Origin of the sequence: Acinetobacter sp. S54, from assembly GCF_016624945.1 — a bacterium.
In the GTDB taxonomy this organism is placed as follows: Bacteria; Pseudomonadota; Gammaproteobacteria; order Pseudomonadales; family Moraxellaceae; genus Acinetobacter.
This window is the reverse complement of sequence record NZ_JACVUI010000006.1, coordinates 67,658-92,786: the sequence shown is the minus strand read 5'-3', so window position 1 is coordinate 92,786 and position 25,129 is coordinate 67,658. Positions and strand designations below refer to the sequence as shown.

Sequence of the window (25,129 nt, the reverse complement as noted above, 5' to 3'; positions counted from 1 at the left end):
CTGTAATTAGAATTTAAACGTATAGTCTACATTTAAACGGCTTTCATTGGCGGAATGAAAAGTCATATTGGTGGGCATATCATTACGATAATGAGAAAAACGCGCTCTAACCCCCAGTCCTTTTAACCTTCCTTCCGGGATACGATATCCTAAGTCAAACTCTAGTGAGTTTTCTTTAAAACGTTGATCCCCATAACTGAGAAGATCAATGTCCTCACCTTTCGCATAACGCGTCATAAAGCGTAAACCATTTAAAGAAATGTCACCGATTTGAGCATCTTTAAAGTCATATTCATAACGAATAGAATACACTTTCTCATCTTTATTGGAATAATCTGAACTCATAAAATCCAGAACTACAGGACTTTCTGTCCCTGACAAAAACGGTAATCCAGTCGAACCAAAAGCCTGCATATAACCCAAAGAGATAGTGTGATTTTGATAGTTCAAACCGAATAGACCACTCAAATGCTGGTTATCGACATTACCAACCTTACGTGAACCCGTATCTTGACTATTAAAAAAACGTACATCACTTAAAAAGTTCAATTGATCATTGAGCGCCTGTTTACCATTAAACCCTAGAAATTGTTGCTGATAAATATCCTGAAGTTCTGCTTGATAAGCGCGTACCCGATAATTTTTAAACTGATAAGCTCCTCCAATACTATAAAAATGATCTGTTGTTATAGCCTTATCAAAACGATGATTAATATTATCAATCCCAACCTCGGTATAACGGGTTGAATCACGCTGTCGTACCTCATCAACATAAAAACCTTCTAACTGAAAATTTGGAATTTCCGTCGAAAGAAAGCGCACTCCACGATAAGTTTGAGGGAAAAGCCGTGCAGGTGATGAAAAAATCGTAGGCAGCAATGGAACCAGATCGCCCACAAATAACTCATTTTGGCGATATTTTGCCTTTGCAGTGATTCCTATTTTTCCATAATAATCATCACGTGTATTATCGGCATTCACCTGCAACAAACTACTTCTTGCATAATCATCTGCATAATCACCTAAAAGATTGAAACCAGCCATTGCCAATACGTCGACACCAAAGCCTACACTCCCTTCGGTATATCCTGACTGTCCTTTTAAAATAAATCCTTGTGCCCAATCGCGGGCAGCTGTATATGGATATGGATCCTTCTTATAGTCACGATCAAAGTAATAATTTCTTAAACTCAACTCGGCTTTGCTATCAGCAATAAATTCAGCATGAGTAACTGGGGCAAAAAATGGGCACAAGCAGACCCCCACCCATAAGGATGTCTTTTTCATCTTTTATCTCTACATTTAATTTTTTATAAGGTTAAGGTGCGGTTTTCAAAGAATAAGACTGAGCTTTTTGCTGGCGATAAAATGCATTACCCAAACTTAAAATCAAGAAGATAGCGAGAATAAAAACAATGCCGTAATACGCATACAAAGTCGCAGGCGCTACACCTTGATCCAGAAAAATACCCGCAACTGTGGGTGATAAAATGGCACCAATGCGACCAAAGCCAATTGCATAACCAACACCGCGACTACGAATATCTGCATCATAAATCGTTGGAGAAATAGAATATAAACCTGCGACACAACCGTTGATTAAGGTGCCCAGTAATAGACCTACGATTAGGGCAATTCCCACTTGAGAGGATACAGCGACAAATAAGAAAACGCAGGCCGCAGTTAACCCCAAAAATAGACTTAAGGCATGGAAAATTTTCATACGTGATGCAAGCAAACCAATAATAGCTGCACCAAAGATTCCACCAATACTAATCAAAATACCTGTACTTACGCCTTGATCTGCTGACATGCCCATTGAAATTAAAATTTTAGGCGTCCAGCTCATAACAAAGTAAAAACCAAACATCACCATAAAAAAGGCACCCCATAAGCAAAAGGTCTGAAACCCTCGTGCTCCCTGAAATAATTGGGCAATTTCTCCACCTTTCTTACGATAATTTTTTTCATATTGTGGTAAAACAGACAAAGTGGTTAAGCCTATCTGCTGCATGACAGCATTGACTTTTTCTAATGCTTGTTTTGGTTTTTTTGCAAATAAATAATCAAGCGACTCCGGTAATAACCACAGACTTATCAATAACATAAAAATTGTGGTTAAACCTCCCGCTAGAAAAATCGAACGCCAGCCCAAATGTTCAATCAAAATAAGCGATAGAATTCCACCTAATGTTGCACCTATACCATAACCTGTTGACATCAAACTTACGGCCAGACTTCTCCAGCGAGCATTCGCATATTCACTGGCTAATACATTACTGCTCGCCAAAATACCCCCGACCCCAATTCCCGTAATAAAACGAAGAGCTGCTAACATGCTGTGAGTTTGTACAAAAGCACACGCCATCATACTTAGTCCCGCAACTACCAGACAGACTAAAATCAGTAATCGACGGCCAAATTTATCGGCGAGTGGAGCCAAAAAGATGGAACCTGCGGCCATACCGAACAGACCAGAGCTAAGCAATAAACCAATTTGCGCGCCTGAAAGTGACCATTCAGCCGAAACGGATGGTGCAGTAAATGCCATAACCATGACATCAAAACCATCAATAATATTGAGACAAAGACAAATCATAATGACAAACCATTGATAGCGGCTCATTTGATTTTGATTGATCTCACCAAGAACATCTCTTTCCATTTGCATATCTCCCAATTTGAATAAGATATACACACGACATTCCGTAATGAGATGTTGGGTGATTATGCATATCCATATCCATAATTGCCTAGAAGGAATAATTTGATTGCAAAAAACAGGAGCAAATAAGTGACCTGATTTCTGGAGCTTCCTGCTCTTTTTCTATACTGAATATTTGGATCCAAAAAATCAATATATTTTTAATAAATTTAATGCCTAGTGAATAAATAATTATTTAAATTATAAAAATCAGATAATTAAAATAATTTAAGTTTCATAATTATAAAAATAAAAGCTATTTTCAATAGTGTGGATCCATTTATTACTCAAAAATTGGATACAGATATATAAAAAAGAATATTTAAATAAATTAAATTTAATTAAAATTCAGTAACTAATAACAAATAATATAATCCAGATCTTGACTAAAATTTAAAAAAAACATAAATTGGATCCAATAAGTGATAAGGAGTCGTCACACATGTTTATAAAAAACGCCTGGTATGTTGCCTGCCGTCCAGAAGATATTCAGGATAAGCCTTTAGGTCGTACTATCTGCGGAGAAAAAATAGTTTTCTATCGTGGTAAAGAAAATAAAGTGGCTGCTGTTGAGGATTTCTGCCCACACCGTGGTGCACCACTTTCTTTAGGTTATGTCGAAGATGGCAACTTAGTCTGCGGTTATCATGGTCTTGTGATGGGTTGCGAAGGAAAAACAATTTCAATGCCAGCACAACGTGTAGCAGGTTTTCCATGTAATAAATCCTATGCTGCCGTAGAAAAATTTGGATTTATTTGGGTCTGGCCAGGAGAGAAAACCCTAGCCAACGAAGCAGATTTACCGAGTTTAGAATGGGCAGATAATCCAGACTGGAGTTACGGCGGTGGCTTATTTCATATCAAATGTGACTATCGTTTGATGGTTGATAACCTCATGGATTTAACCCATGAAACCTATGTACATTCGAGCAGTATCGGTCAAAAGGAAATTGACGAAGCGCTTCCAGTGACCAGAGTAGATGGCGATCATGTGATTACCGAACGTTATATGGAAAACGTAACGGCGCCTCCATTTTGGCAAATGGCATTGCGTGGCAATCATTTAGCTGATGACGTAGCAGTAGATCGCTGGCAGCGTTGTCATTTTTTTGCTCCCAGTAATGTGCACATTGAAGTGGGTGTAGCGCATGTTGGTCACGGCGGATATAACGCGCCAAAAAGTAAAAAAGTATCTTCGATTGTGGTGGATTTTATTACTCCTGAAACTGAAACATCACATTGGTATTTCTGGGGCATGGCACGTAACTTCCAACCAGAAAACACTGAACTGACTGATCAAATTCGAGAAGGCCAAGGCAAAATTTTTACCGAAGATTTAGAAATGTTAGAGCAACAGCAGCAAAATATTTTACGCAATCCGCAACGTCAATTGCTGATGCTGAATATTGATGCAGGTGGCGTACAGTCCCGTAAAATTATTGATCGGCTGCTTGCCCAAGAAAATACGCCATCTCCTGAAAGCCAAAACCGAAAATTTCCTAATATTCGCGTAATTTAAGGAGTACAGCACATGGACGTGATCATTAATAAAATCCACCAGCTCACCTCAAATATTCGGGCCTTTGAACTAGTTTCAGCCGATACTACAGCTTTGCCTGAATTTGAAGCAGGTGCACACATAGATATACATCTAAAAAATGGGCTCATACGGCAGTATTCTCTAGCCAATTGTTGTAGTGAAACCCATCGTTATGTGATCGGTGTTTTACAGGATGAACATTCACGTGGAGGTTCGCGTTGTATTCACACTGAATATAAAGAAGGTGATCGGCTGACCATTGGTGAACCGCGTAATTTATTTGAGATTCACCCAGAAACCAAAGAAGCTGTTTTATTTGCAGGGGGAATTGGAATTACCCCTATTATTTCAATGGCTTATCGTCTGAGACAACAGCAAATTCCTTTTGAATTACATTATTTTGTACGTAGTCATGAAATGATTGCATTCTATGGCAATTTGGTTGAACATTTTGCAGGAAAAGTTCATTTTCACATTCAGGATCAGCCCGAAACACAATGCAAAATGAACCAGGTGCTCAAGGCATTTTCGACTACACGACATTTATACGTTTGCGGCCCAACTGGTTTTATGCAGTTTGTCATGGATTCAGCTGCGCAAGCAGGCTGGTCAACTGGTCAATTACATCAGGAACATTTTGTCGCGCAGCAGATTGATCAAAGCGAAAATGAAATGTTTACAATTGAGGTTTTGGGTTCAGACCGTAAGATTGAAGTTCACTCCCATCAAACTGCGACACAAGCCTTACTGGAAAATGGTTTTGATGTGCCTGTATCCTGTGAACAGGGTATTTGCGGAACCTGTATTACACGTGTGATTTCAGGAACACCTGATCATCGTGATGTCTTCATGACCGATGAGGAACATTGTCTAAACAATCAATTTACTCCATGTTGCTCACGCGCCAAATCGAAAACACTGGTCATTGATCTGGCTTAAAAATTTAAGTTTTTCTCCTATACATTACCTCAAGCCCATGTATAGGAGCTTTTTCAAGAATTATTCTACTAAAATTTGTCTCACGGTTTCCCCTAGCATGACTACGCTGCTGTGTTCACGCATCAGACTTTCAGCACGCCCTGCCTGACGATGAATAAGCGCGTCTAGAATAGAACAATGCTGAAGATGAGCATAATGTAAACGGCGATATTCAGATAAGGCACGGGATTGGTCATAGGTTAATGCCTGAGCCGATGCCATAGGCAACTGATTATTTTTAGCTAAAGCCTGCATTAAAGCAATATTACCTGCGCCCTGAATAATGGTGTCGTGGAAAATCACGTTAAACTGATGATATCGTTCGAGTTGTTCATCATTAAATTCGGTTTTTCCATCAAAAAGTTTTTCAGTTTCTTCAATACACTGGTGCAATATTTTTTTTTGTTCCTCGGTTAGCCCTCGTTCTGCAATTGTTTTTGCCGCTAGACCTTCCAGAACCCCACGAACTTCCAGTGCATCATGAATTAATTCATCAGAAATTTCACGAACAATATAGCCTCGCGTTGGATTCTTGATGAGTAGGCCTTCTTGTTCGAGTAAACGAAAAGCCATGCGTATAGGCTGACGCGACACCCCCAGCAGTTCAGCTGTTGGAATTTCCGCAATACGGCTGCCGCCTTCAAGTTCACCCGCAATGATCATTTTTCTGAGTTTAATTAAAACTTGTTGCCCTGAAGACATTACAGCCACTTTTATTAAAAGATTGTTCCCGATGCTATCAAGTTCATCGCTGCAATGACAATATTTTTCTGAGTGTTTTCTTTTAAAAAGAAGGAATAAAAAGCAGCCCCCAAAGCTGCTTTTTTTGAATCCATAAAATTATAAATCTAGTATTTACCAGAAAAATTAGCACTAATTCGCTGTGCCAGATAATCCTTTGCAGTAATATCTGGATATTTGCCTTTTGGACTTTGGATTAACACATCTTCATTGGCTTGGCAAAAAAATGCCAAACTATAACGAGCCCCCTGATACTCATCATCAGCTGGATTTTTTACACGATGGAAATTCGAAGGCAATACATCATCACTCCAGCGCATGAGCATATCACCAATATTACAGGTGATTAAATTTTCACGTGGCTCAATTGAAGTCCATGCCCGATTTTCCATTTCTTTACCTGGACAGACCTGCAAACCACCCTGCCCCTTTTGCTGGAACAGTAAAGTTAAACAGTCAAAATCGGTATGTGCGCCTGCCCGCCATAAACCTAACTCATCCTTTAGGGCAGGATCTACTGCGAAATAATGCAACATACGCAATGTGCTTTGGTAGGTTTCTTTTGAGGGGTCATGCGCTAAAGTAAAGAAATCTTCTGCAAATCCCATCTTATAAGCAAAACAAGATAAAATTTTCATGCCCACAGACCAACATTTTCGTTCAAAATCTAAAACCTGCGCCTTAAAATCTGGCAACTCTTGTTGTGACGGCCATAGATTGGTCATACGTGGACGAGTAATCTGGTAGGATTCTTTTTGATCAGGTGTTTTGGTTGAAGGACGAATTTGTGCCTTGCTCTCCCAGCCTGCATTACGATTTAAAGGATACTGTGCTTTGACGTCACGATCCAAAGCAAAAAATTGTTCTGCCAAACCAAAAGCATGATTAATTTCTGCTTGCGGAATGCCGTGATTAGAGACTTGAAAAAAACCAATTTCAACAGCTGCATCCCAGAGTTGATCAGCAATTTGATATTTACGATGTTCAAAATCACTTAAATCGATAATCCGTACTTCGCGTTGGGTTTCAGTACCCATCACCCCCATCATAGATTCTTTTTTTAATTCTTCCAGAGAAAATTCAGTATAGGTATTTAAACTATTCATGTTTGCCACTCACATTAAAAAATAGACTTTAATGATGTGACCCAATTTTAAGAAAATAGAAAAGTATTCAATTGAGTCACGCTAAACGACATTTTATTTTCAGGGAAAATAGATATCGCTTAGAGCAATGACCCACATAATGACTAGCACAATATGTTGACAGCTTATACTCTACTTAAATGAAAGCAATGATTATGCCAACTTAGCTCCTATTTTAAATTCATCAAATTTTTTAAAATATTAGGATATTCGATCCATCAATATTGGCATAAAAAGTAGAACAAGCTTATTTTATTTGCATTATTTAGGAGCAAAATCTGCACTACTATAACCTATTAAGATTATGGAAATATTAATTTTTATTACACTTTAAACGTTTTTTATAGCCAACACACACAACGATAAATATATTTTTGATTTGTCGCTGGAATCTTGCTGTTCTTTAAAATTTCTCCACAATTGTCAGCTATTCTGCGCAAAAATTAACTCATAACGGAATAAGAATCATGAAACAACCTCATGTTTTCTGGAAGATTTCACCTCTTAGTTTTGCTTTACTCTCAATTTGTAGTCATTCATGGGGCACAGATACAGAGCATTCAGTAGCTCAAACCACGACTTCAACATCAACATCCGAACCAGTACCCACTGCTCAACCCACTCAAACTCTCAAAACGATTACGCTTAAAGCAGCTTCGGAACAAAGTAGTAAAGATAACGATATTAGCGCGATTCCAAAAACAATTATTACCCGAGAGGAAATGCTGCAATATGGTGATCAGTCTGTAAGTGATGCGCTACGTCGTGCAGCGGGTTTTCAAATGCCAGCTCCCGGTCAAGGGCCACGTGGGAATAATCCAGCATCGGGTATGCGTTTTCGGGGCGGTGCAGGTCCGACCTTTTTAATCAATGGTGAGGCAGTTCAGGGTGGCCCTCGTGGTGGGATGTCCGTAATTGATACGATCACTACCGATATGATTGAGCGTATCGAGGTAATAAAACAACCTAGTGTGGCGCAAGCTTCTGTCGCCTCTTCTGCGGTGATCAATATTATTTTAAAAGAACCCCTTAATACACTCATCAATGGAAATGTGCGAGTAGGTTATGGCATCGCCAAGTCTAGTCCTCAGGAAGAAATTCGCAAACAAGTCAGCCTACAAACCGATGGCCGAGACAATCAATGGAGTTACAGTCTTTCTGCCAATCAGATGTGGCAAGACACTACTTCAGTAACTAAAACCATTGATAGTAATGGTGAGCGCCAACAGCAAAGAACCACTGATCGCAGCATGCAGATGTTTTCCCCACGACTGGAATACACCATTGATGACACACAAAAATTGGTTGCAGATTTGTTTTATCGCAATACCAAAAGCGATGGAACTCATCAGGATCAAATTCAGAAAGATCAAAATGATAGCATTCGATTAAATACCCGCTATGAACGCAAAACTGATGATGGTTCAGATAAAATCCGCATTTCGGCTGAACATCAGAATGAAACAGAATTAACGGGTACACGTCAGGGCGATATTTATACAGATGAAACCGTCAATGAATATGCCCTTGGCTATGATGGGGTCAGAAAACTTGATCCTAATAAACAGATCAAATTCGGCTTTGAAGCCCGCAAAAATGAACTGGAAAGCAATGTTGCTAGCACATTAGATGAAGAGCGCTATGCTTTATATGGTGAAGGAAGCTGGCGTTTTACCGACCAACAAACCGTCACTCTAGGCGTTAGACAAGAATGGATTCAGCGTAGTGGGCTGGTTGACTATAGTGACCAACATGCCAGTCCCGTCTTAGCTCATCGTTATGAGTTCGATGACCACTGGTCGTTACAAACAAATTTAAGCAAGGCATTTCAAGCACCTAACGCAAATCGTCTAGCACCAACAGTTACTATTTCAACGGATAGTGATGCAGGCAGTTTGAATAATCCAGATCGTGGGGGTAATCCTGATCTTAAACCAGAACAAATAACAGCAATTGAATCCACTCTAGGCTATAACACGGCTGCGGGTGGTTTTAACCTAACTGCATTTAATCGTGAAATTAAAGATTATATTGAAAATGTCATTCGACTCGAAGGCTCTCGTTATGTACAACGTCCCATTAACCAGAATAAAGCCACAGCCTATGGCGCTGAGCTAACAGGCCGTTACGCAATAAAAGAAACTGAAGCTGGACATAGTTTAATGGTCACAGGACAGGTTTCAACCATTCACGTCAGTATTGAAGATACCGATGGCAATGACCGTTTAGCCAGTGACGTTGCCCCGTATACGGCAAGTTCAGGGTTATCTTATAGTTATAAACCATGGAAACTTTCCAATAGCATTAATGTCAGCTACACCCCTAAATTCACTCGTGCACTGGATAATCAGCCCTATGATCGTACCACCAACAGTCGAGTAACAGTGGATATCAGCACCACCAAAAACTTTAGTCATAACTGGGGTGCAACCTTAAGTTTAAAAAATATTTTGGGGACAGATTACAAAGAATATCTGCGTAATCAATCTGATGACAGCCTCTATCAAGCCCGAATCAATGAATCGATTCCGAATATCCTGTTGAGTATCGAAAAGAAATTTTAAACTTGGCTAATTTAAATTCAACTAAAGAAGTTGTTACTTGCGCTAACGACTTCTTTTTATAAAAAAACTTGAACTGTAATATAAACTACTACTATGCAATATTTTAATACACATCACGTTGATAGCGATGATGCTGCCGAAGTTGTTCCAATTTTTCTTGCCCTAAAATTTGTATTAACACTTGTTCTACTTCTTGTGCCATGCCATTGAGACTACCACAAATATAAATTGCCGCACCCTCCGCAACCCATTGTCTGAGTTGATCCGCTTTTTGCATGAGGCGATCTTGCACATAGATTTTCTGAGGTTGATCTCGCGAAAATGCATAATCAATATCAGTTAAAAATCCCTGCATTTGCCATTGTTGTAGCTGTTCTGCATAAAGATGATCATAATGTTGCTGCCGCTCACCAAAAATTAACCAGTTCTGTGAATATTGCCATTGTTCACGCTGACGTAGATGAGACATCAATCCCGCAATTCCTGTTCCATTACCAATTAGAACAAGGGGTCGCTGTTGTTGATCGAGGTGAAAAGATGGATTAGAACGAATCTGTGCCGAAATGCTCTCTCCAAGGGTCAACGTAGCACTCAGCCAACCAGACCCTAAACCCAAGCCATGTTCAGTTTGTTGTTGGCGAACCAACAATTCAACATAACCCTGCTGCGCAATACTAGCAATTGAATAATCACGTGTAGGCAACACATCAAAACGTACTAGCCATGCTTCTAATGATTCATCTGCCAAACGTAAAGGCGCATTTCTTAAATTTTTATGACGTAACTTCTGATTTACTTCAGGATATCCTGCAATATCATGAAGTTTTAAAAATTTGACCATCTCTGTGTCAGCATTGCCGCATTGTACTTCAAGAATATCGCCAGACTGCCAATGAATTTCTTCAAGACAACGTAATTGCAACTGAAAAATCGGTTGACCTGAACTGCCTGTATTTAGGCATTTTCGTTGTTGCAATTTAAATTGCTGCCATGCTTCAGAGTCAGGTTGGGCATTTAGTTTGATTTGAGTCACTTGCTCAAGTTGAGTATCCCATTTTGCTAGATCGGCAGAGCTCTGTGCATTTACGCTTATCATATCAAAAAGCGACTGCGCATTTTGGGCCTTAAGCCATTGATCTAAGCGCTGCCCAAAAGCACAAAACTGTGCATAACGTCGATCCCCAAACGCCAGAACGGCATAGTGTTGTGCAGATAAATCCAATGATTGCATAAAAAGTTTTTTGGCTGTCGCACGTGCGCTATCGGGCGCGTCGCCTTCGCCATAGGTGCTGACACACCATAATATTTTTTTTGTAGCACTTAGTTTAGGAAGAGACAAATATTGCATATCCAGCACTGCATTGAGCTGGCCCGACTGTTGTAACTGGTGCGCTAACTGTTTGGCATAATGCTCAACATGACCAGACTGGCTCGCATAGACAACAAGATATCCCTCTTGATCCTTAATAAAATGAATAGAGGATCGGCTTTTATTCCATAATAAAACTGCAATGACACCTAGATGGATAAACAATAAAACTGACAATACGAGGAGAATATAAAATACCGCAGAGGTCATAAGTATGTCCTCATACTGCAAACCAGATCAAAACAATCAAAACTGCTAGACTCGCTGTAGTTAATAAAAGGTGAGCTATCAGACGTGTTTTAATACTTAAGAATAGAATATAACCTGCCACAGAGAGCAGCAAAATTAAAATTGCACTAATATCAATCAGCCAATGCCATGAGGTTCCTACATTTTTACCTCGATGCAAATCATTGAGCACAGAGACCAGTGTCGCTGATTTTTGGGTAATTTCTGCATCACCCGTATCCATTAATACCGAAATATCAGTCGTTCCAGCCGGACTTTCCAAACGAATCATGACTTCATCATCCAGCACTTCACTACTGCGATAACGTCCCACAATACTTTCTTTTTGACGAATATAATCCAACAAAGCCATACTTGGGTTTTCCTGGTGCTGGACATTAGTCAAGACATCAGGAGGAATCGTAATCTGCTGAGTTTTTTCCTGTGCTGAAGATTTAAACCAGTCCGGATTATTTAAAAATAAACCGGTTAAGGCAAAAAAAATCAAAACTAAAAATGCGAAAGCAGACAGCCAACCATGCACATAACGTGCATGGCGGTAAAAATCACGGCGTTGGTACACGACTAAAATCCCAGTCTATAGATTTAACAATTAATTTACTTTCTGGAAATTCAATTTTAATGCGCCAATTTCTTTTTGTGCTGGAAGCGTTTGACTTGAAGCTTTGGCTTTAACATCCAGATCAAATGTTTGATATGAATGCTCACCATGCTCACGAGAGGTTTCCACATGCACAATATATTGACCTGCGGCTACAGCCTTACCTGTTTCGTCCTTACCATCCCACGCCAACTTATATTGACCAGGTTGACGTGATGGTTTGGCTACAGCGTCCAGATTTGGCATTTGACGGCCATAACGACGCCACCAGACATAATTGGAGTTGATCCATTTTTCATCCTTGCCCCAAACTGCTAATGTTTTCACCAACTTTTTATTACTGTCAGTGATCCAGACCGAAACATAAGGAATACGATAGTTTTCAACTGCAATTTTAGGGATCACTAGCTCCAAAATCGCCTGATAACCAGCAGGCCATGAAGATGATCCACCAGCAGCAACTTTGAGCATTTCTGCCTGTGGACGAGCTTCAACCATTTGCCCCCACCCTGTCGTTTGATAGCCATCACCATTACTCAGGGTCATTTTAGCTTCATATCCAATCAGCGATTCGATTAGCGCCATTCCTTCTTCTGGTGACATAGCGGCAAGTGCTGTCGCCAAAGCATCGGCATCTGCTGCACAGTGGCCGACCACTACGCATTGTTCAACATGTTGTAATGGCAGTCCTGTTTTTGGATCAAGTAAATGACTTTGACCAGCCAAATCACGATAACCTTTGCCACTAAAGGCAATCGCCTGATTATTAAGATTGAGAACCTGTTCAGGTAAGGCATTATCGAATTTTGCCTGTGCACTTTGAATCCCAACTTTCCAACCTGATTTTTGAGGAGCTTCACCCCAAACACGTAAATCGCCTCCGATATCAATCATCAGACCTTGTAATGAAGGTACAGCCTGACGTGCTGCTATCAAAGCACGATCGATAATATATCCTTTGGCGTAAGCATCAGGTGCAATAGTCACCGTTTTATCCAGTTGGACTGTTTTTTGCTGCGCATCTAGATGCATAGGCTGTTGCTGTATTTGTTGAAGAACGTGTTGACGTGTACTTTCATCAAGTTGATGCACATTATTATTTTTTTCCCAGAAACCAATTAGCTGACCTAGACGTGCATCAAATGCACCACAGCTTTTACTACGCCAACTTTCACACGCTGCAATCACGTCAAACAGTTCAGAAGAAACTTGAGCCTCTTTGTTGCGATTTAATGCACTGATCTCGCTTTTGGTGTTCCAAGTAGAAAGTATCTGATCCAGACGGGCAATTTCCTGTTGAACGGCATGAAATGCTTTTTCTGCTTCTTGTGCATTTGCCCCCGTCATGACCACATCCAGTGAGGTTCCCAAAACATGATCTTGGTGAAAACGATGGTTGGCTTGATTTAATTCAGTGGGCAAATTTGACGAAGGAGATAACGCGGCAAATGCATCCATTGCGGTCAGTGGAGAAATGAGCGAAATTGCAATTACAATAGGTTTTAAACGAAATACGGATGAGGATTGTTTAAGAACATTTTTCAAAGCAGGATTAGACATGCTCATTCTCCAGAATTTTCTGGAAAAATAATATTGAAAATGATATTTATTATCAAGTAAATTGTTAGGAAAATGTTTTATTGCGTTACGATATTTTTCTGAGAGATTTTTTATATGCGTACTTCATGGATTAAAGCGTTGATATTAACGTCTGCATTACCGGTTTTAGCCTCTGCTCATACCGCGGGTCCTTATATCTTACCCGATGTATTTGATACATCTTCGGCAAATTCAGTGAGCTTTCAGAGTTCAATTACGCTAGAAAAATTCTTTGTACCCAGTTTTAATTTCAAGACAAGTTATGTCATTAGCACACCTGCTGGTCAACAAAAAAATATTGATGCCGCAGCTGCCTTGAAAAAATTTAATGTCGCAGAATTTGATTTGAATGAAGAAGGTACATATCGTATTCGTACTCAAAATGCTACAGGCAACCCAAGCAAATATGCGTTAGTTGATGGTCGATGGTTACGTGTTCGTGCCAACCGCATGCCAATGCAAAACCCAAATCAAGCGAATAAACCTGCTGAAGCTGCAAAAAATGAACAGCGTCCAGCCCAAACCAATGCCAATCAACCTCCACGTTTTGTGAGTGAAGATCAACTACCAAAAAATGCCCAAGTTATTGAAGTAACCAATCACCTGATGGCTGAAAGCTTTGTCACAAAAGGGAAGCCCTCTCCAATTCCAGCAGTCACTAATAAAGGTTTTGAAGTAAAATTACTCACTCATCCAGGTGAACTTTATTCTGGAGAAGCATTAAAAGCTCAAGTTTTATTTAATGGTAAACCCGTTCCGAATCTTGAGATTGATGTCTTTAAAGGTGCAGACAGTTATGATTTAAATGCACAACGTCAACAACCCCATGTAACAACCAATAGTAAAGGCGAAGCTGATATTAAGTTTGAAAAAACAGGAATTTACCTCATTACAACCTCATATCCAGAAGCAAATCCAGATGCTACCAAAAAACCTGCCAGTGATATTTATACTTATGGTTTGACGGTGGAAGTTGCTGAATAATTCAATCTTTTTTCAGATTCAAAACAGGCGGTTTAATCGAATAACCGCCTGACTTTATCATCAGGTTTAGCATTAAAACCCTTAGAGTTAATACAAATCTGATTTGGCACGTTTCAAAGCACGTCGCCAAAGCTCCAAATGATGAGAGCGTTCATCTTCACTCATTTGAGGTTCAAAAGCCCGATCAAGCTGCCATGATTGGGAAATTTCATCCAGATTTGAAAATACACCAGATTTAAGACCCGCCATTGCAGCTGCCCCCCATGCAGTCGACTCCAACATTTTAGGTCGTAATACAGGCACATTTAAAATGTCCGCCTGAAATTGCATCAACATATCATTCCGACTAGCTCCCCCATCAACTCGTAATTCTTTTAAGGGTTTAGATAAGTCCGATTGCATGGCACACAGCACATCAGAAACCTGAAAAGCAATTGATTCCAAAGCTGCTCGTGCAATATGTGCTTTATTGGTTCCGCGCGACATTCCACACAATAAAGCACGAGCTTCGCTGTCCCAATGCGGTGCACCCAGTCCTGTGAAGGCAGGCACCAAGACGACCCCTTCACTACTTTTAACCTGATTTGCTAATTGTTCAACCTGTACACTGCTCTGGATAATCCCTAAACCATCGCGTAACCATTGCACAATTGCACCTGCCATAAATACGCTACCTTCAAGTGCATAGCGAGTTTGATTCTGACATTGCCACGCGAGTGTAGTAAGCAGTTGGTTTTGGCTAAATTGCAATTCTTCCCCTGTATTAAACAGCATAAAGCAACCTGTCCCATATGTATTTTTTGCTGTCCCTGTTTCAAAACAGGATTGTCCGAAAAGTGCCGCTTGCTGATCTCCCAAAATTCCTGTAATGGGTATGGTACTGCCCAGCAAACCTTGAGCGGTATCGGCAATATAAGCATCGGATGAAATAATTTTGGGCAATACTGAAAGGGGAATCTGAAATAATTCGAGTAATTCTTCATCCCACTGTTGTGTTTGAAGGTTCATCAGCATTGTCCTTGAAGCATTACTGACCTCAATAACATGCTCTGCTCCTTGAGTCAGATTCCAGATTAGCCAACTATCAATCGTTCCAAAAGCAACATGCCCGCGCTCTGCTAAACTTCTCAAACCGTCAACATGTTTAAGCAACCAGACTAATTTTCCTGCACTAAAGTAAGGATCGATTCGTAGTCCTGTTTTATAATGAACTTTATCCTGTAACTCCTTTTGAATCAGCTCATTACACCATTCTGTCGCACGCCGATCCTGCCAGATAATTGCGGGTGCAAGAGCCTTACCTGTACGTTTATTCCACACAACCGTAGTTTCACGCTGATTGGTTAATCCCAGCGCTTTAATATCCTTTGCTAAAACATGCGCAGAAGCTAAAGCTTGTTGCACCACTGAAATCTGACTTGACCAGATTTCATCAGCATCTTGCTCAACCCAACCAGAATGGGGCGTTCTTATTTTCGTTTCGCGCTGAGCTGTTGCATGAACACGTCCTTGTTCATCAAAAATAATCGCGCGACTAGAAGTTGTTCCCTGATCGAGTGCAAGTAAATAGCTCATATTTTTTATAGGTGTACTTGAAAAATAAAATATTAGCTCAATTATAAAGTTAAATACATCAGCAGAATCTAGTTGGTTATAAATTGCATAGCAATTTTTGGTGTCTGTGTTATGATGTATGACTCATCTGGGGGTGTTATTGGCTTCGACGCTGGTGATGAAGCTCATAGATGCATGCCGAGAGCGCATTTTCTCTCGTAAATAAAATTTGCATTTTAATAGTCGCAAACGACGAAACTTACGCTCTAGCTGCCTAAGGGCAGCTTGTCCGCTTCCTAGAATACTTGTGGTCTGGGAACCCGACTGAAGCGCACGCACACAAGTCCGTATAAAGTCAAGCCTCGGGGCTTTATACCAAACTTAGAGGATCGCAATTTGTACCCTGTTCGTCGGGTCACTTAGTGTTAAAACAATAGACGATATCTAAGCATGTAGTATTCTCGAGTGTAGTGCTGGCGGACGCGGGTTCAACTCCCGCCACCTCCACCAAAATTCGATTCGGAGTCATCCGATGAAATATAAAAAATCCTTTAAGTTCAATACTTAAAGGATTTTTTATTGGTCTATTTGTCCGATTAGATTCGATACAGTTTGACTACTTTTTTGCTTTGTATGGGGAAAAAATGGGTTAATTAACCCATTCATTAAGATTTACCTCTTGGCTAGTTAATGTCTAATTCTAATTAGTTATTTTTTAATGCTCATTCTGTTTGTTTTTTATACAAATGTCAGATTTTTCCTACAATGGCTGTAAGATATATCTTATTTTTTTGTCATCTTAATTAATTAAAATAATGATTGCGGTGATTCACACTTTTTTAAATCCATTTAAACAAGATAAAAGCATTATAACGGGAGATATAGGATGTTTAGAAATAGAAATACTGATGAGGTTTTAAATCAAATTTATGATTTTATAAAAGAAAGACCAAATTTCTCTAAAAAAGCTCAATTCGAAAAAATTATTGCCTTTTTTAGAGAAATTCATGAAGACAGTGATACTGAATTTGAATTTGAAATGCCCCATAGAATTATTGGAAATTTTGGTTTTCCGATTATTGTCTCAATTCATGATGCACCCGATTATGATGATAAAAAGCGTTTTATAGACTGGGTTTTGGCAAGAATCTAATCAATATTTTTAACATAAGTTTAATAAGAAACATGAAAATCCTTGTGGCGCTTTTCCCACTAAACGCGCACTAGTGACCACTCTGAGTTTATTACTCCATGAAATTTTCAGCCCCAATGACTGCATTTTTTCAACCAATCCAACATCTTCATGGCATTCAAGATGATCAAAACCGCCTGCTAAAAGATACGCTTCGGTACTAAAACATAAATTTGCACCGTGAATATGACGATGATGCATTTTATCCTGATAATGCAATAAATAGTCGTGTTTCACCTGTTCAGAAAGTGTATGCCAATTATTGATTTCCACTATTCCACAAATGGCGTCTGTGGGCTGATGCAAACACTGCTGAATAAACCAGTCGTGAGTCACTTCACTGTCTGCATCCGTGCAAGCGACCCAACCAACGCCCTGAGCTATAAAATGACGCACTCCTAAATCTCGGGCTTTACCAACACATCTAAAGTTACATTCTAAATAATCAATTTTGCGTGCCTGCACAATCTCAATAGATTTGTCAGAGCAGCTATCTAGCACAACCAATATTTGGATTTGAATATTTTGAGCTATACAGCTTTTTTGGGCATCGTAAAGTGCAGCCAGACACTTTTCCAGATAATCCTCTTCATTAAATGCAGGAATCACAACACCAATATTCATACAAGCCCTTCCTGATCTGCCAGACTGTTATTGTGTTTGGTCCATACATCAATCAGAAAATCTTTGTCGTTCAGACGAAGATAATGACCTAGTTTCATTTCCTGTTTAAAAAGTGAATGGACTGTCTCACCATTCAATTCAAATCCTTCAATGGGATAACGCCAATGGCACAATAAAATCATCCCATTATCTGTTAAGTTTCTTTGACACAGATCAATGAGTTTTAGCAGTTCATTTCGGGTTAAATAGTATCCAATTTCACTGATCACGATCAAATCATAATGATCTTCTGGAAAGTTATCGGGTAACTGTTTTTGCAGAATTTTTACATGAGCAGCAGAACTTAGCCGTTGTTGCGCCAAATACACAGCACGTTCATTTGCGTCTATGCACACTAGATGTTGGCAGCGCTCAGCCAACTGTTGACTAAAAATACCGTTAGAACATCCCAATTCCAGTCCCTTTTTATACTGATCATGCAAAAGTAAAGATAAACAAATTGCCCGCTTACGATGCTCATACCAACGATCAGCATATGACCAAGGATCATCATTTTGTTCATACAACTGATTGAAATATTCCAAATGTTTAGCCATAACAATACACCTCATAAGGTTGGAGTATCCGCTCAATGGTAAACGTTGAAAGTATGGGCGCTTGATGTGTACTGGGGTCAGCGACACACTGACTCTGGAAGCAAGCAATGGCCTGTCTTTTTTTATCTACTTCAGATAAATCAAGTTCAACCTTGAAGCATTGCTCCAAATTAAGCGAAGGATGATTAGGTTTGGCCCAGTGCCATGTCCAGATAAATACCCGATAGCAGGATAATTCATGGTGCTGTGCAAAATATTTAACAACTTGTCCTGCCGCTTCATGATCAGGATGACCATCCATTTCATAAGTGCTAATCAAAATATCGTCAGATCGAGTTATATTTTCCAGCGCTTGATACAATAGCTCAGTTTTGTTACTGATTTGTCCATCCATGATATTAAGTGCAATTCGCTCAATCTGGATTTCCAGATCAAGAACGTTAAGTGCCTGTAATGATTCCTCTGGCCTAATTTGATTAAGCTTTTCTGAAGTATAGTAAGATGAATTGGGATGGCTCATGGTTCCATTAGTAATGGCGACCAAAACCACTTCCCGTTTTAGTTTGGCCAATTTCTGAATCAATCCAGCACAACCTAAAATTTCATCATCTGGATGAGGTGCAATAATCAAGACACGCTGCTGGGCAGGAAAAGTTTTCGCTACCTCGCAAACGGGCAATTGATTTAATTCTTCCCATTGCTGCCATTCCTTTATAGAAGTTCCAGCTCCGTAAATGAGACGTTCAGGCTGATGGTGATCTTTTATAAATGCCATAACTGCTGCTCCTTTCGCGTCAGTTCTGCTATTTTTTCAAAATCAAAAGCAGCATGACTCTGTCTTAAAAAAACAGGAAGATCAGCAGCAAGATGTGAAAATACAGGATTTTCACAAAAAGGACGTGCCCCTAATGCTTCTCCTGTCAACGTCAAAATAGTTTGTGCTGTTTCTTCTACCTTTGCTCGAAGTATCCGAATCATAAACTCATGACTTCGTTCAGGATCATTGTCAATCTGATCAGCAATCTTCTGAAAAAGTGAACGTGTAGTCATAAGCTGAGTAGAAATTTGCCCTAGGTAATAAGATTGAAAAGAAGAAGTACGAATTTTCGTGGCTGCAAGTAAAATATCAGCTAAGCGTGTGGCTGCTCCATACCAACACGCTGCTATACCTGCCGCACCATGCCAGAAACCTGCCCTATTTATATAGTCACCTGCTTTTCCGACAAGTTCAGCAGGCACTTGCTGAAATTCTACTTTTGCGGTCTGAGTACTCTGCATTCCTGTGGCATGCCATCCCGTTAGGTCAATCTGGACACCACTTTCTCTCATTTTACTCAGGACTAACTGTGATTGATTGTCCTGATCACGATAGGTCATAACTGCATAATCTGCATCTTTAGCAGCAGAACACCATGCTTTTCGACCATAACAATAGCCCTGTTCATAATACAAGGTACAATCCGGTCCTTCCGCAGCCCAAACAGCCCCAAGTCCTTTAGGACGTGAGGCATGATTTAACTCCTTTAAAATACTTATCGCATCCAGATGAGACTCAAAACATTTGGCTAGTCCCAGATGCGTCGCAGCAATCTGAGCCAATATTTGCCAACGCTTATAGGTTTGTCCGCTGCCAGGAAGTGGAATGTCAGGCGTAAAAACGGCTAACTCATGCAATACAGAATTTAATTCGAGCTTTTGATTATGTGTAGCCAGCTTTTGTTCAAAGTTGGATAGAACCTGTTGTAATGTCATTATGTCCCAAAACTAATATTTATTATTTCGTTATTTTGAACATAAAACAGGCATGTGATGTATATATAATTTGTAATTATTATAATCACTTATATTTATTTTTTAGTTAAAATATTAAAGCATCTGCTCTTTATTTATGCAGTTGGATAATCCTATATTTAAAATCTGGAACTTTACAATAAAGTTTGCTTAAAACTATTTTTCAAAGATTTTCAGCCACTTAAAAAATAAATTATAATACGCTGATTTTTAAGTGAATTTATTTTTATAAAAGTAATGCTATTTATCTAAACCTGTGTATAATTTCGCCAAATAAACCCTTGCTTAGTGATAGAACTTTTCTATAACTTTTGTAAGGGTTTTTACATGGACGGCTTATCTGGAATGGATAATATCGGGTCTTAGATTGGCGGCTTTAGCATGATCTTTTTTTCCAGAGCAGCACGCGCTGATGCTCAAATTCAACTCGCAGCTCAACGTCTTTCAACACGGCTTGCTTTTTTCTCACTGGGCTTCGCTACCGCAGCTTGGGCACCTCTCATTCCATTTGCACAACAGCGCTTGCATCTCAACCATGCTGATTTTGGTTTATTGCTCTTATGTTCAGGTCTGGGCGCTATTCTGGCTATGCCAACTACAGGTTTATTGATTTATCGTCTGGGTTGCAAAGTTCTTATTAGTATAGCCCTTCTCATGCTGCTACTATTACTGCCTGCACTGGCACTGGGCAGCACTGCCCTAAGTATGGCCGTGATTTTATTCTTGTTTGGTACAGCTGCAGGTAGTTTAGGCGTCACTGTAAATTTTCAAGCGGTTTTTGTCGAGAAAAGTTCGGACAGACCGATGATGTCAAGCTTTCACGGCATGTGTAGTTTGGGTGGCTTACTTGGAGTCATGAGCATGACTGTACTGCTGACATTGGGCGTGTCAGCCGTGGTCAGTATTTTCATGATCAGTCTGATTCTTATAGTTATGAGTGTATTTACTGTACCTTATGCCCTATCGACTATGCCAAAAAATACAATTACAAAAGAAACAGGCTGTGACGTTTCAACCAGTGATATAGAAAAAAAACGTCCAACTTTACTTATACTTTTAATCGGGATGATTTGCTTTATTAGCTTTTTATCCGAAGGCGCAGCAATGGACTGGAGTGGGATTTATCTAACCAGTCATTTTGGAATGAATGCAGCGTATGCGGGCCTAGGATATACTTTTTTTGCTATTGCGATGACCTCAGGCCGTTTAGTTGGACAAAAGGCTCTTAAAATTCTCGGTGAGCAAAAGCTGATTCAATACAGTGTAATTTGTGCGTTAATAGGACTAATGAGCATTGTACTTGCTCCCCAATGGATATTTGTATTGATCGGTTATGCCTTACTTGGTTTGGGATCAGCCAACATTGTTCCAATTATGTTCTCTAGAGTAGGACGTCAAAATCACATGCAAAAAGCCGCTGCTTTATCCTGTGTATCAACAATCGCGTATACAGGTTCATTAACTGGTCCTGCTTTAATTGGGATTATTGGTGAATATACAGGTCTACAACTGGTCTTTGCTGGTCTTGCAGTTTTAGTTGGATCTATACTGGCTCTTAATCATTTTAGCCAGCTTAAAACACAAGATTAAACGTTTTTCCTTCTTCGTTTTTTTAAATAAAGCCTTTATCTTCAAGGGATAAAGGCTTTATTATGAAGCTTTAACATATCCTCATTGAGGAGTCTACCCGCACTCAATCGGTTTTAAATTCTGAATGAAGCTTTTGGATAAAATGAAACCGCCTCTAATGTATTTTCGTATACAAAACTCTGAGCATATTGCGAGCATTCCAGATCGCTCAGAAAGTCAGTACACCAATCGTTAATATCATAATTCGTTAATTGATGAATCAATCGCTGATAACGATATTTACGCTCCATCAATGACATATTCAAGGCGGTTTCCAAAGCACTTAGCATCGCTTTTCGATCAGTCGGATCAACCACCAACGCATCAACCATTTGCTCTGCCGCACCCGCAAATTTTGATAAAATTAGAACACCTGGATTTTGCGGATCTTGAGCAGCAATAAATTCTTTTGCGACCAGATTCATGCCATCTTTCAATGAACTAATCCAACAAATATCTGCCTGACGATAAAGCTGCATAAGCTCATGATGCGGTTTAGATTCATAACTACAAACAATTGGATACCATTTATTTTGCTTAAACTCATTATTGATCAGATCCATTTTTAACTTAAATCGCTCAAACAGACGCTTATAGGTCGCAACGTCCAAACGGCAAGGACAAGCGATCTGTACGTGTTGTATCTTTTCATGGGTTTCAGGATGCTGTTCCAAAAAACTGGCAAATGCGTTAAAACGTTCAAATAAACCCTTAGAATAATCTATACGATCAACTCCAATAATAGTTTTCATTGACGAATCTTTTGACCACATTTCTGGTAATTCCACGTCTAGCCCATCTTTTACTGACCTTTGAATACCTTTAACATCCACGCCTATTGGATAATGCTGAATTGATACTAGATTTTGATTTAAGCTTAAAAGATGGGTTTGAATTTTCTGTGCTTTAAGCAATTGCGCACACGTTTGAATGCAGGTTTTCTGATCTTGTTCGGTCTGTAAACCAAGCAGATTGTAGTGACATAAGTCCTCAAGCAGTGCTTGGGCTACAGGTAGTTTTTTCCATAACTTCATTGAAGCAAAGGGAATATGTAAAAAGAAACCAATTTTGTTTGGCATACCTAATTCACGGCAATGACGGGCTACACTAAGAAAATGATAATCTTGTACCCAAATTAAGTCATCCGGTTCAGCAAACTCACTTATTTTTTTGGCAAACAAGCGATTCACCTGCTGATAAGTTTCATATTCTGAATGATCATATTCTATAAGATCATCACGATCATGCATCATGGGCCATAAAGTGTTATTTGAAAAGCCACAGTAATAATCTTGATATTGTTTCTGTGTCAAAGGGCAAGTCATATATGTGATTTTTGATTTGTACAAAATATCGAAACGTTGATTGACTTGATTTTCAATCTTTTCCCCATTCCAGCCAACCCAAACTCCCCCAACTTTGCTCAATGCATCTTGCATAGCAACAGCTAGCCCGCCTGCTACACATTTTCCTGTTTGAGGTAAACTGACGCGATTCGATAATATAATAAGTCTAGACATGTTCTTCTCCGAATTCTTTTATACCGTGGTCGTTTAATGAGTGAGAAAGAGAATGTGAAAGGTTTTTTAAAAAGACAGTAACTTGCGCTATATCCTTTAATGTATAAGTAGCTTTTGTTGCGCCCATACCCACTTTTATACTGATACCATTTACGCTATTAATATATTGAAAGCCATCTTCATCCGTTCGATCATCGCCAATAAATATGAGTAGGTGATTCTCCAATTTTAATAAAGCAGATATTTCTGCAATCGCTTGCCCTTTATCTATATCCTTCCAAACCAATTCATAGACATATTTACCTGTAATCAGTTTAAGCTGATTAAAATGCTCTTGAAGATGGCGCATAATGTCCCATGCTGTCTGTTTAAGCTGTGGACATTTCCTATAATGCAAGGCTATAGCATGTTGTTTATTTTCGATATTTAACTCAGGATAAGCTTTAACTTGCTGATTTAAAAATGTATTTATGCGTTGAAATAATTCACCATCTGAATGTTTAATAAATTTCTTTTCATCATTAAGGTAAATAACTAAACCATGTAATGCAGCAATCGGCAAATTAATCTGTTTAAATAGTTTTTTTGCTGAAAATAGATCGCGACCTGTTATAGCAGCAACCACAATATGTTTTTGAATATTTCTAATTAAATTGAGTGTATCTTCTGGAATATAACACTCCGAAGGATCATTCTTAAATTCAGCCAAAGTACCATCAATATCTAAAAACAAAACAACTTTCTTATTCTCATGATGAATATCATTTAATATTTCTTTAAACTCATAAGAAAAAAAAGTGCTATTTTCACTCCCAATATTTATGTTCATATGACCATCTTTATATTAATACTTTTATTTAGATTGAATTAAAAATGATCAAAAATAAAGCTAAGTTACCTAAACATCTATACAATTGACTCAGAGCTTACCTAAATTGATTCTAACAATACATTTTCATATTTAGTTACACACAGGGTCAAATTTAATTATTTTAAAACCCAAAAACTATTTATTGTTAATTTTCATCCTATTAAAAATTTTATATTTAAAAAAAAACGCTATCTACGTTTATTTTCTCACGCATAATTCAAATTTTTAAGCTAATTTAGAAACTCATTTATATACATCATAAAACCTTTCTTACATGATCTACCCAGTTTCCTAATAAAAAGTAAACATTTGAAACATGACTATTCTTTTTAAAATCCTTACAAAGCGGGCATGCTTGAAACGTACCTAATTTCGAAGAGACTAAAAATGACGACAGACTACCAAACCATTAACGATCTGATTAAGAATGAAAGAACTGTGATCGTAACCTTCACCAATGCTGAAGGACATTTACATGCTGTTCCTATGACCACACAAAATCGTGAATTTAATGGAGAAATTTGGTTCATTGGTTCAAAAAGATCTGAATTATGCCAAAATCTTGAAACACATCCACAAGTGAATCTTGCTTATACCACCTCTTCCCATCAATACATTTCTATTCATGGGACTGGAACACTGGTGAATGATCAAACTATTTTAGATGAGTTATGGTCACCTGCTTATGACGCTTTTTTTGAAAATGGAAAGGATGATCCTGATATACAATTAGTGCGCATAGATGCGCATGGTGCCCAATACTGGGAAAGTGCTGGCGCTATTGCCACTTTATATAAATTAACGAAAGCTGCAATTTCAGGAGAAAAGCAACAATTAGGAACTTCCGAAACCTTATCCTTGTAACATATTCTAACTTT

21 protein-coding genes and 1 other RNA gene are annotated in these 25,129 nt (G+C 38.9%); 8 read left to right on the top strand and 14 right to left on the bottom strand.

Annotation, left to right across the window (positions count from 1 at the left end):
• Positions 1-6: 6 nt before the first annotated feature.
• Together IAE20_RS10815 and IAE20_RS10810 are read right to left on the bottom strand one after the other, a co-directional pair.
• On the bottom strand, positions 7-1,287 hold the full coding sequence (locus IAE20_RS10815) for an OprD family outer membrane porin (RefSeq protein WP_200482318.1): 1,281 nt from the start codon (positions 1,285-1,287) through the stop codon (positions 7-9).
• A gap of 31 nt (positions 1,288-1,318) precedes the next feature.
• On the bottom strand, positions 1,319-2,665 hold the full coding sequence (locus IAE20_RS10810; RefSeq protein WP_200482319.1) for an MFS transporter: 1,347 nt from the start codon (positions 2,663-2,665) through the stop codon (positions 1,319-1,321).
• A gap of 481 nt (positions 2,666-3,146) precedes the next feature.
• Here IAE20_RS10810 and IAE20_RS10805 point away from each other — a divergent pair, with 481 nt between their 5' ends.
• Entirely contained in the window at positions 3,147-4,223 is a 1,077-nt protein-coding gene (locus IAE20_RS10805; protein ID WP_200460723.1) for an aromatic ring-hydroxylating oxygenase subunit alpha, read from the top strand.
• Between the two features lie 12 nt (positions 4,224-4,235).
• A complete protein-coding gene (locus tag IAE20_RS10800; RefSeq protein ID WP_200482320.1) occupies positions 4,236-5,183 on the top strand; it encodes a PDR/VanB family oxidoreductase in 948 nt (315 codons plus the stop codon).
• Positions 5,184-5,243: 60 nt separating this feature from the next.
• Here the strand turns inward: IAE20_RS10800 and IAE20_RS10795 are convergent, their stop codons facing one another.
• Positions 5,244-5,924, bottom strand: a complete 681-nt coding sequence (locus IAE20_RS10795; RefSeq protein ID WP_200460725.1) for a GntR family transcriptional regulator — start codon at positions 5,922-5,924, stop codon at positions 5,244-5,246.
• 146 nt (positions 5,925-6,070) lie between these two features.
• A complete protein-coding gene (locus tag IAE20_RS10790; RefSeq protein WP_200482321.1) occupies positions 6,071-7,069 on the bottom strand; it encodes an isopenicillin N synthase family dioxygenase in 999 nt (332 codons plus the stop codon).
• Positions 7,070-7,575: 506 nt separating this feature from the next.
• Here IAE20_RS10790 and IAE20_RS10785 point away from each other — a divergent pair.
• Positions 7,576-9,672 carry a TonB-dependent receptor plug domain-containing protein gene (locus tag IAE20_RS10785; protein WP_200482322.1) on the top strand — a complete coding sequence of 699 codons (2,097 nt, stop codon included), beginning with the start codon at positions 7,576-7,578 and terminating at the stop codon, positions 9,670-9,672.
• A 103-nt stretch (positions 9,673-9,775) separates the two neighbouring features.
• Here the strand turns inward: IAE20_RS10785 and IAE20_RS10780 are convergent, their stop codons facing one another.
• From IAE20_RS10780 to IAE20_RS10770, 3 genes are read right to left on the bottom strand one after another with little or no spacing between them, the layout of a single operon-like run.
• Entirely contained in the window at positions 9,776-11,251 is a 1,476-nt protein-coding gene (locus tag IAE20_RS10780) for a sulfite reductase subunit alpha (protein WP_200482323.1), read from the bottom strand.
• A 10-nt stretch (positions 11,252-11,261) separates the two neighbouring features.
• Complete coding sequence (locus IAE20_RS10775; RefSeq protein ID WP_200482324.1) at positions 11,262-11,852, bottom strand: PepSY-associated TM helix domain-containing protein; 591 nt, start codon at positions 11,850-11,852, stop codon at positions 11,262-11,264.
• Between the two features lie 30 nt (positions 11,853-11,882).
• On the bottom strand, positions 11,883-13,451 hold the full coding sequence (locus tag IAE20_RS10770) for a DUF2271 domain-containing protein (protein WP_200482325.1): 1,569 nt from the start codon (positions 13,449-13,451) through the stop codon (positions 11,883-11,885).
• A gap of 114 nt (positions 13,452-13,565) precedes the next feature.
• Between IAE20_RS10770 and IAE20_RS10765 the strand changes: the two genes are divergently transcribed.
• Positions 13,566-14,474 (top strand): DUF4198 domain-containing protein, encoded by a 909-nt coding sequence (locus tag IAE20_RS10765; protein ID WP_200482326.1) that lies wholly within the window; start codon positions 13,566-13,568, stop codon positions 14,472-14,474.
• 87 nt (positions 14,475-14,561) lie between these two features.
• On the opposite strand, the gene glpK is transcribed toward IAE20_RS10765, so the two are convergent.
• Positions 14,562-16,049, bottom strand: coding sequence for a glycerol kinase GlpK (glpK, locus tag IAE20_RS10760; RefSeq protein WP_200482327.1), 1,488 nt, complete (start codon positions 16,047-16,049; stop codon positions 14,562-14,564).
• A 129-nt stretch (positions 16,050-16,178) separates the two neighbouring features.
• Between glpK and ssrA the strand changes: the two genes are divergently transcribed.
• Both ssrA and IAE20_RS10750 read left to right on the top strand, forming a co-directional pair.
• Positions 16,179-16,538, top strand: a transfer-messenger RNA (tmRNA) gene (gene ssrA / locus IAE20_RS10755).
• Positions 16,539-16,914: 376 nt separating this feature from the next.
• Positions 16,915-17,181, top strand: coding sequence for a hypothetical protein (locus IAE20_RS10750; RefSeq protein ID WP_200460733.1), 267 nt, complete (start codon positions 16,915-16,917; stop codon positions 17,179-17,181).
• Between the two features lie 9 nt (positions 17,182-17,190).
• On the opposite strand, the gene IAE20_RS10745 is transcribed toward IAE20_RS10750, so the two are convergent.
• From IAE20_RS10745 to IAE20_RS10730, 4 genes are read right to left on the bottom strand one after another with little or no spacing between them, the layout of a single operon-like run.
• Positions 17,191-17,844 carry a glycosyltransferase gene (locus IAE20_RS10745; protein ID WP_200482328.1) on the bottom strand — a complete coding sequence of 218 codons (654 nt, stop codon included), beginning with the start codon at positions 17,842-17,844 and terminating at the stop codon, positions 17,191-17,193.
• On the bottom strand, positions 17,841-18,440 hold the full coding sequence (locus tag IAE20_RS10740) for a class I SAM-dependent methyltransferase (RefSeq protein ID WP_200482329.1): 600 nt from the start codon (positions 18,438-18,440) through the stop codon (positions 17,841-17,843). The genes IAE20_RS10745 and IAE20_RS10740 overlap by 4 nt, the downstream gene beginning before the upstream one ends.
• Positions 18,433-19,215 (bottom strand): PIG-L deacetylase family protein, encoded by a 783-nt coding sequence (locus IAE20_RS10735; protein ID WP_200482330.1) that lies wholly within the window; start codon positions 19,213-19,215, stop codon positions 18,433-18,435. Before IAE20_RS10735 ends, IAE20_RS10740 begins: the two co-directional genes overlap by 8 nt.
• Positions 19,203-20,192, bottom strand: a complete 990-nt coding sequence (locus tag IAE20_RS10730; RefSeq protein WP_227610994.1) for an acyl-CoA dehydrogenase family protein — start codon at positions 20,190-20,192, stop codon at positions 19,203-19,205. Before IAE20_RS10730 ends, IAE20_RS10735 begins: the two co-directional genes overlap by 13 nt.
• A 420-nt stretch (positions 20,193-20,612) precedes the next feature.
• On the opposite strand from IAE20_RS10730, the gene IAE20_RS10725 reads away from it, so the two are divergent.
• The gene (locus IAE20_RS10725; protein ID WP_200482331.1) at positions 20,613-21,821 is read left to right on the top strand and encodes an MFS transporter; all 1,209 of its coding nucleotides are present in this window, start codon (positions 20,613-20,615) and stop codon (positions 21,819-21,821) included.
• 113 nt (positions 21,822-21,934) lie between these two features.
• On the opposite strand, the gene IAE20_RS10720 is transcribed toward IAE20_RS10725, so the two are convergent.
• Positions 21,935-23,380, bottom strand: a complete 1,446-nt coding sequence (locus tag IAE20_RS10720; RefSeq protein WP_200482332.1) for a trehalose-6-phosphate synthase — start codon at positions 23,378-23,380, stop codon at positions 21,935-21,937.
• Positions 23,373-24,209: a trehalose-phosphatase gene (otsB, locus tag IAE20_RS10715; RefSeq protein WP_200482333.1), complete on the bottom strand. Its 837-nt coding sequence runs from the start codon at positions 24,207-24,209 to the stop codon at positions 23,373-23,375. The genes IAE20_RS10720 and otsB overlap by 8 nt, the downstream gene beginning before the upstream one ends.
• 429 nt (positions 24,210-24,638) lie before the next feature.
• Here otsB and IAE20_RS10710 point away from each other — a divergent pair, with 429 nt between their 5' ends.
• Positions 24,639-25,115 carry a pyridoxamine 5'-phosphate oxidase family protein gene (locus tag IAE20_RS10710; RefSeq protein WP_200482334.1) on the top strand — a complete coding sequence of 159 codons (477 nt, stop codon included), beginning with the start codon at positions 24,639-24,641 and terminating at the stop codon, positions 25,113-25,115.
• Positions 25,116-25,129: the final 14 nt, after the last annotated feature.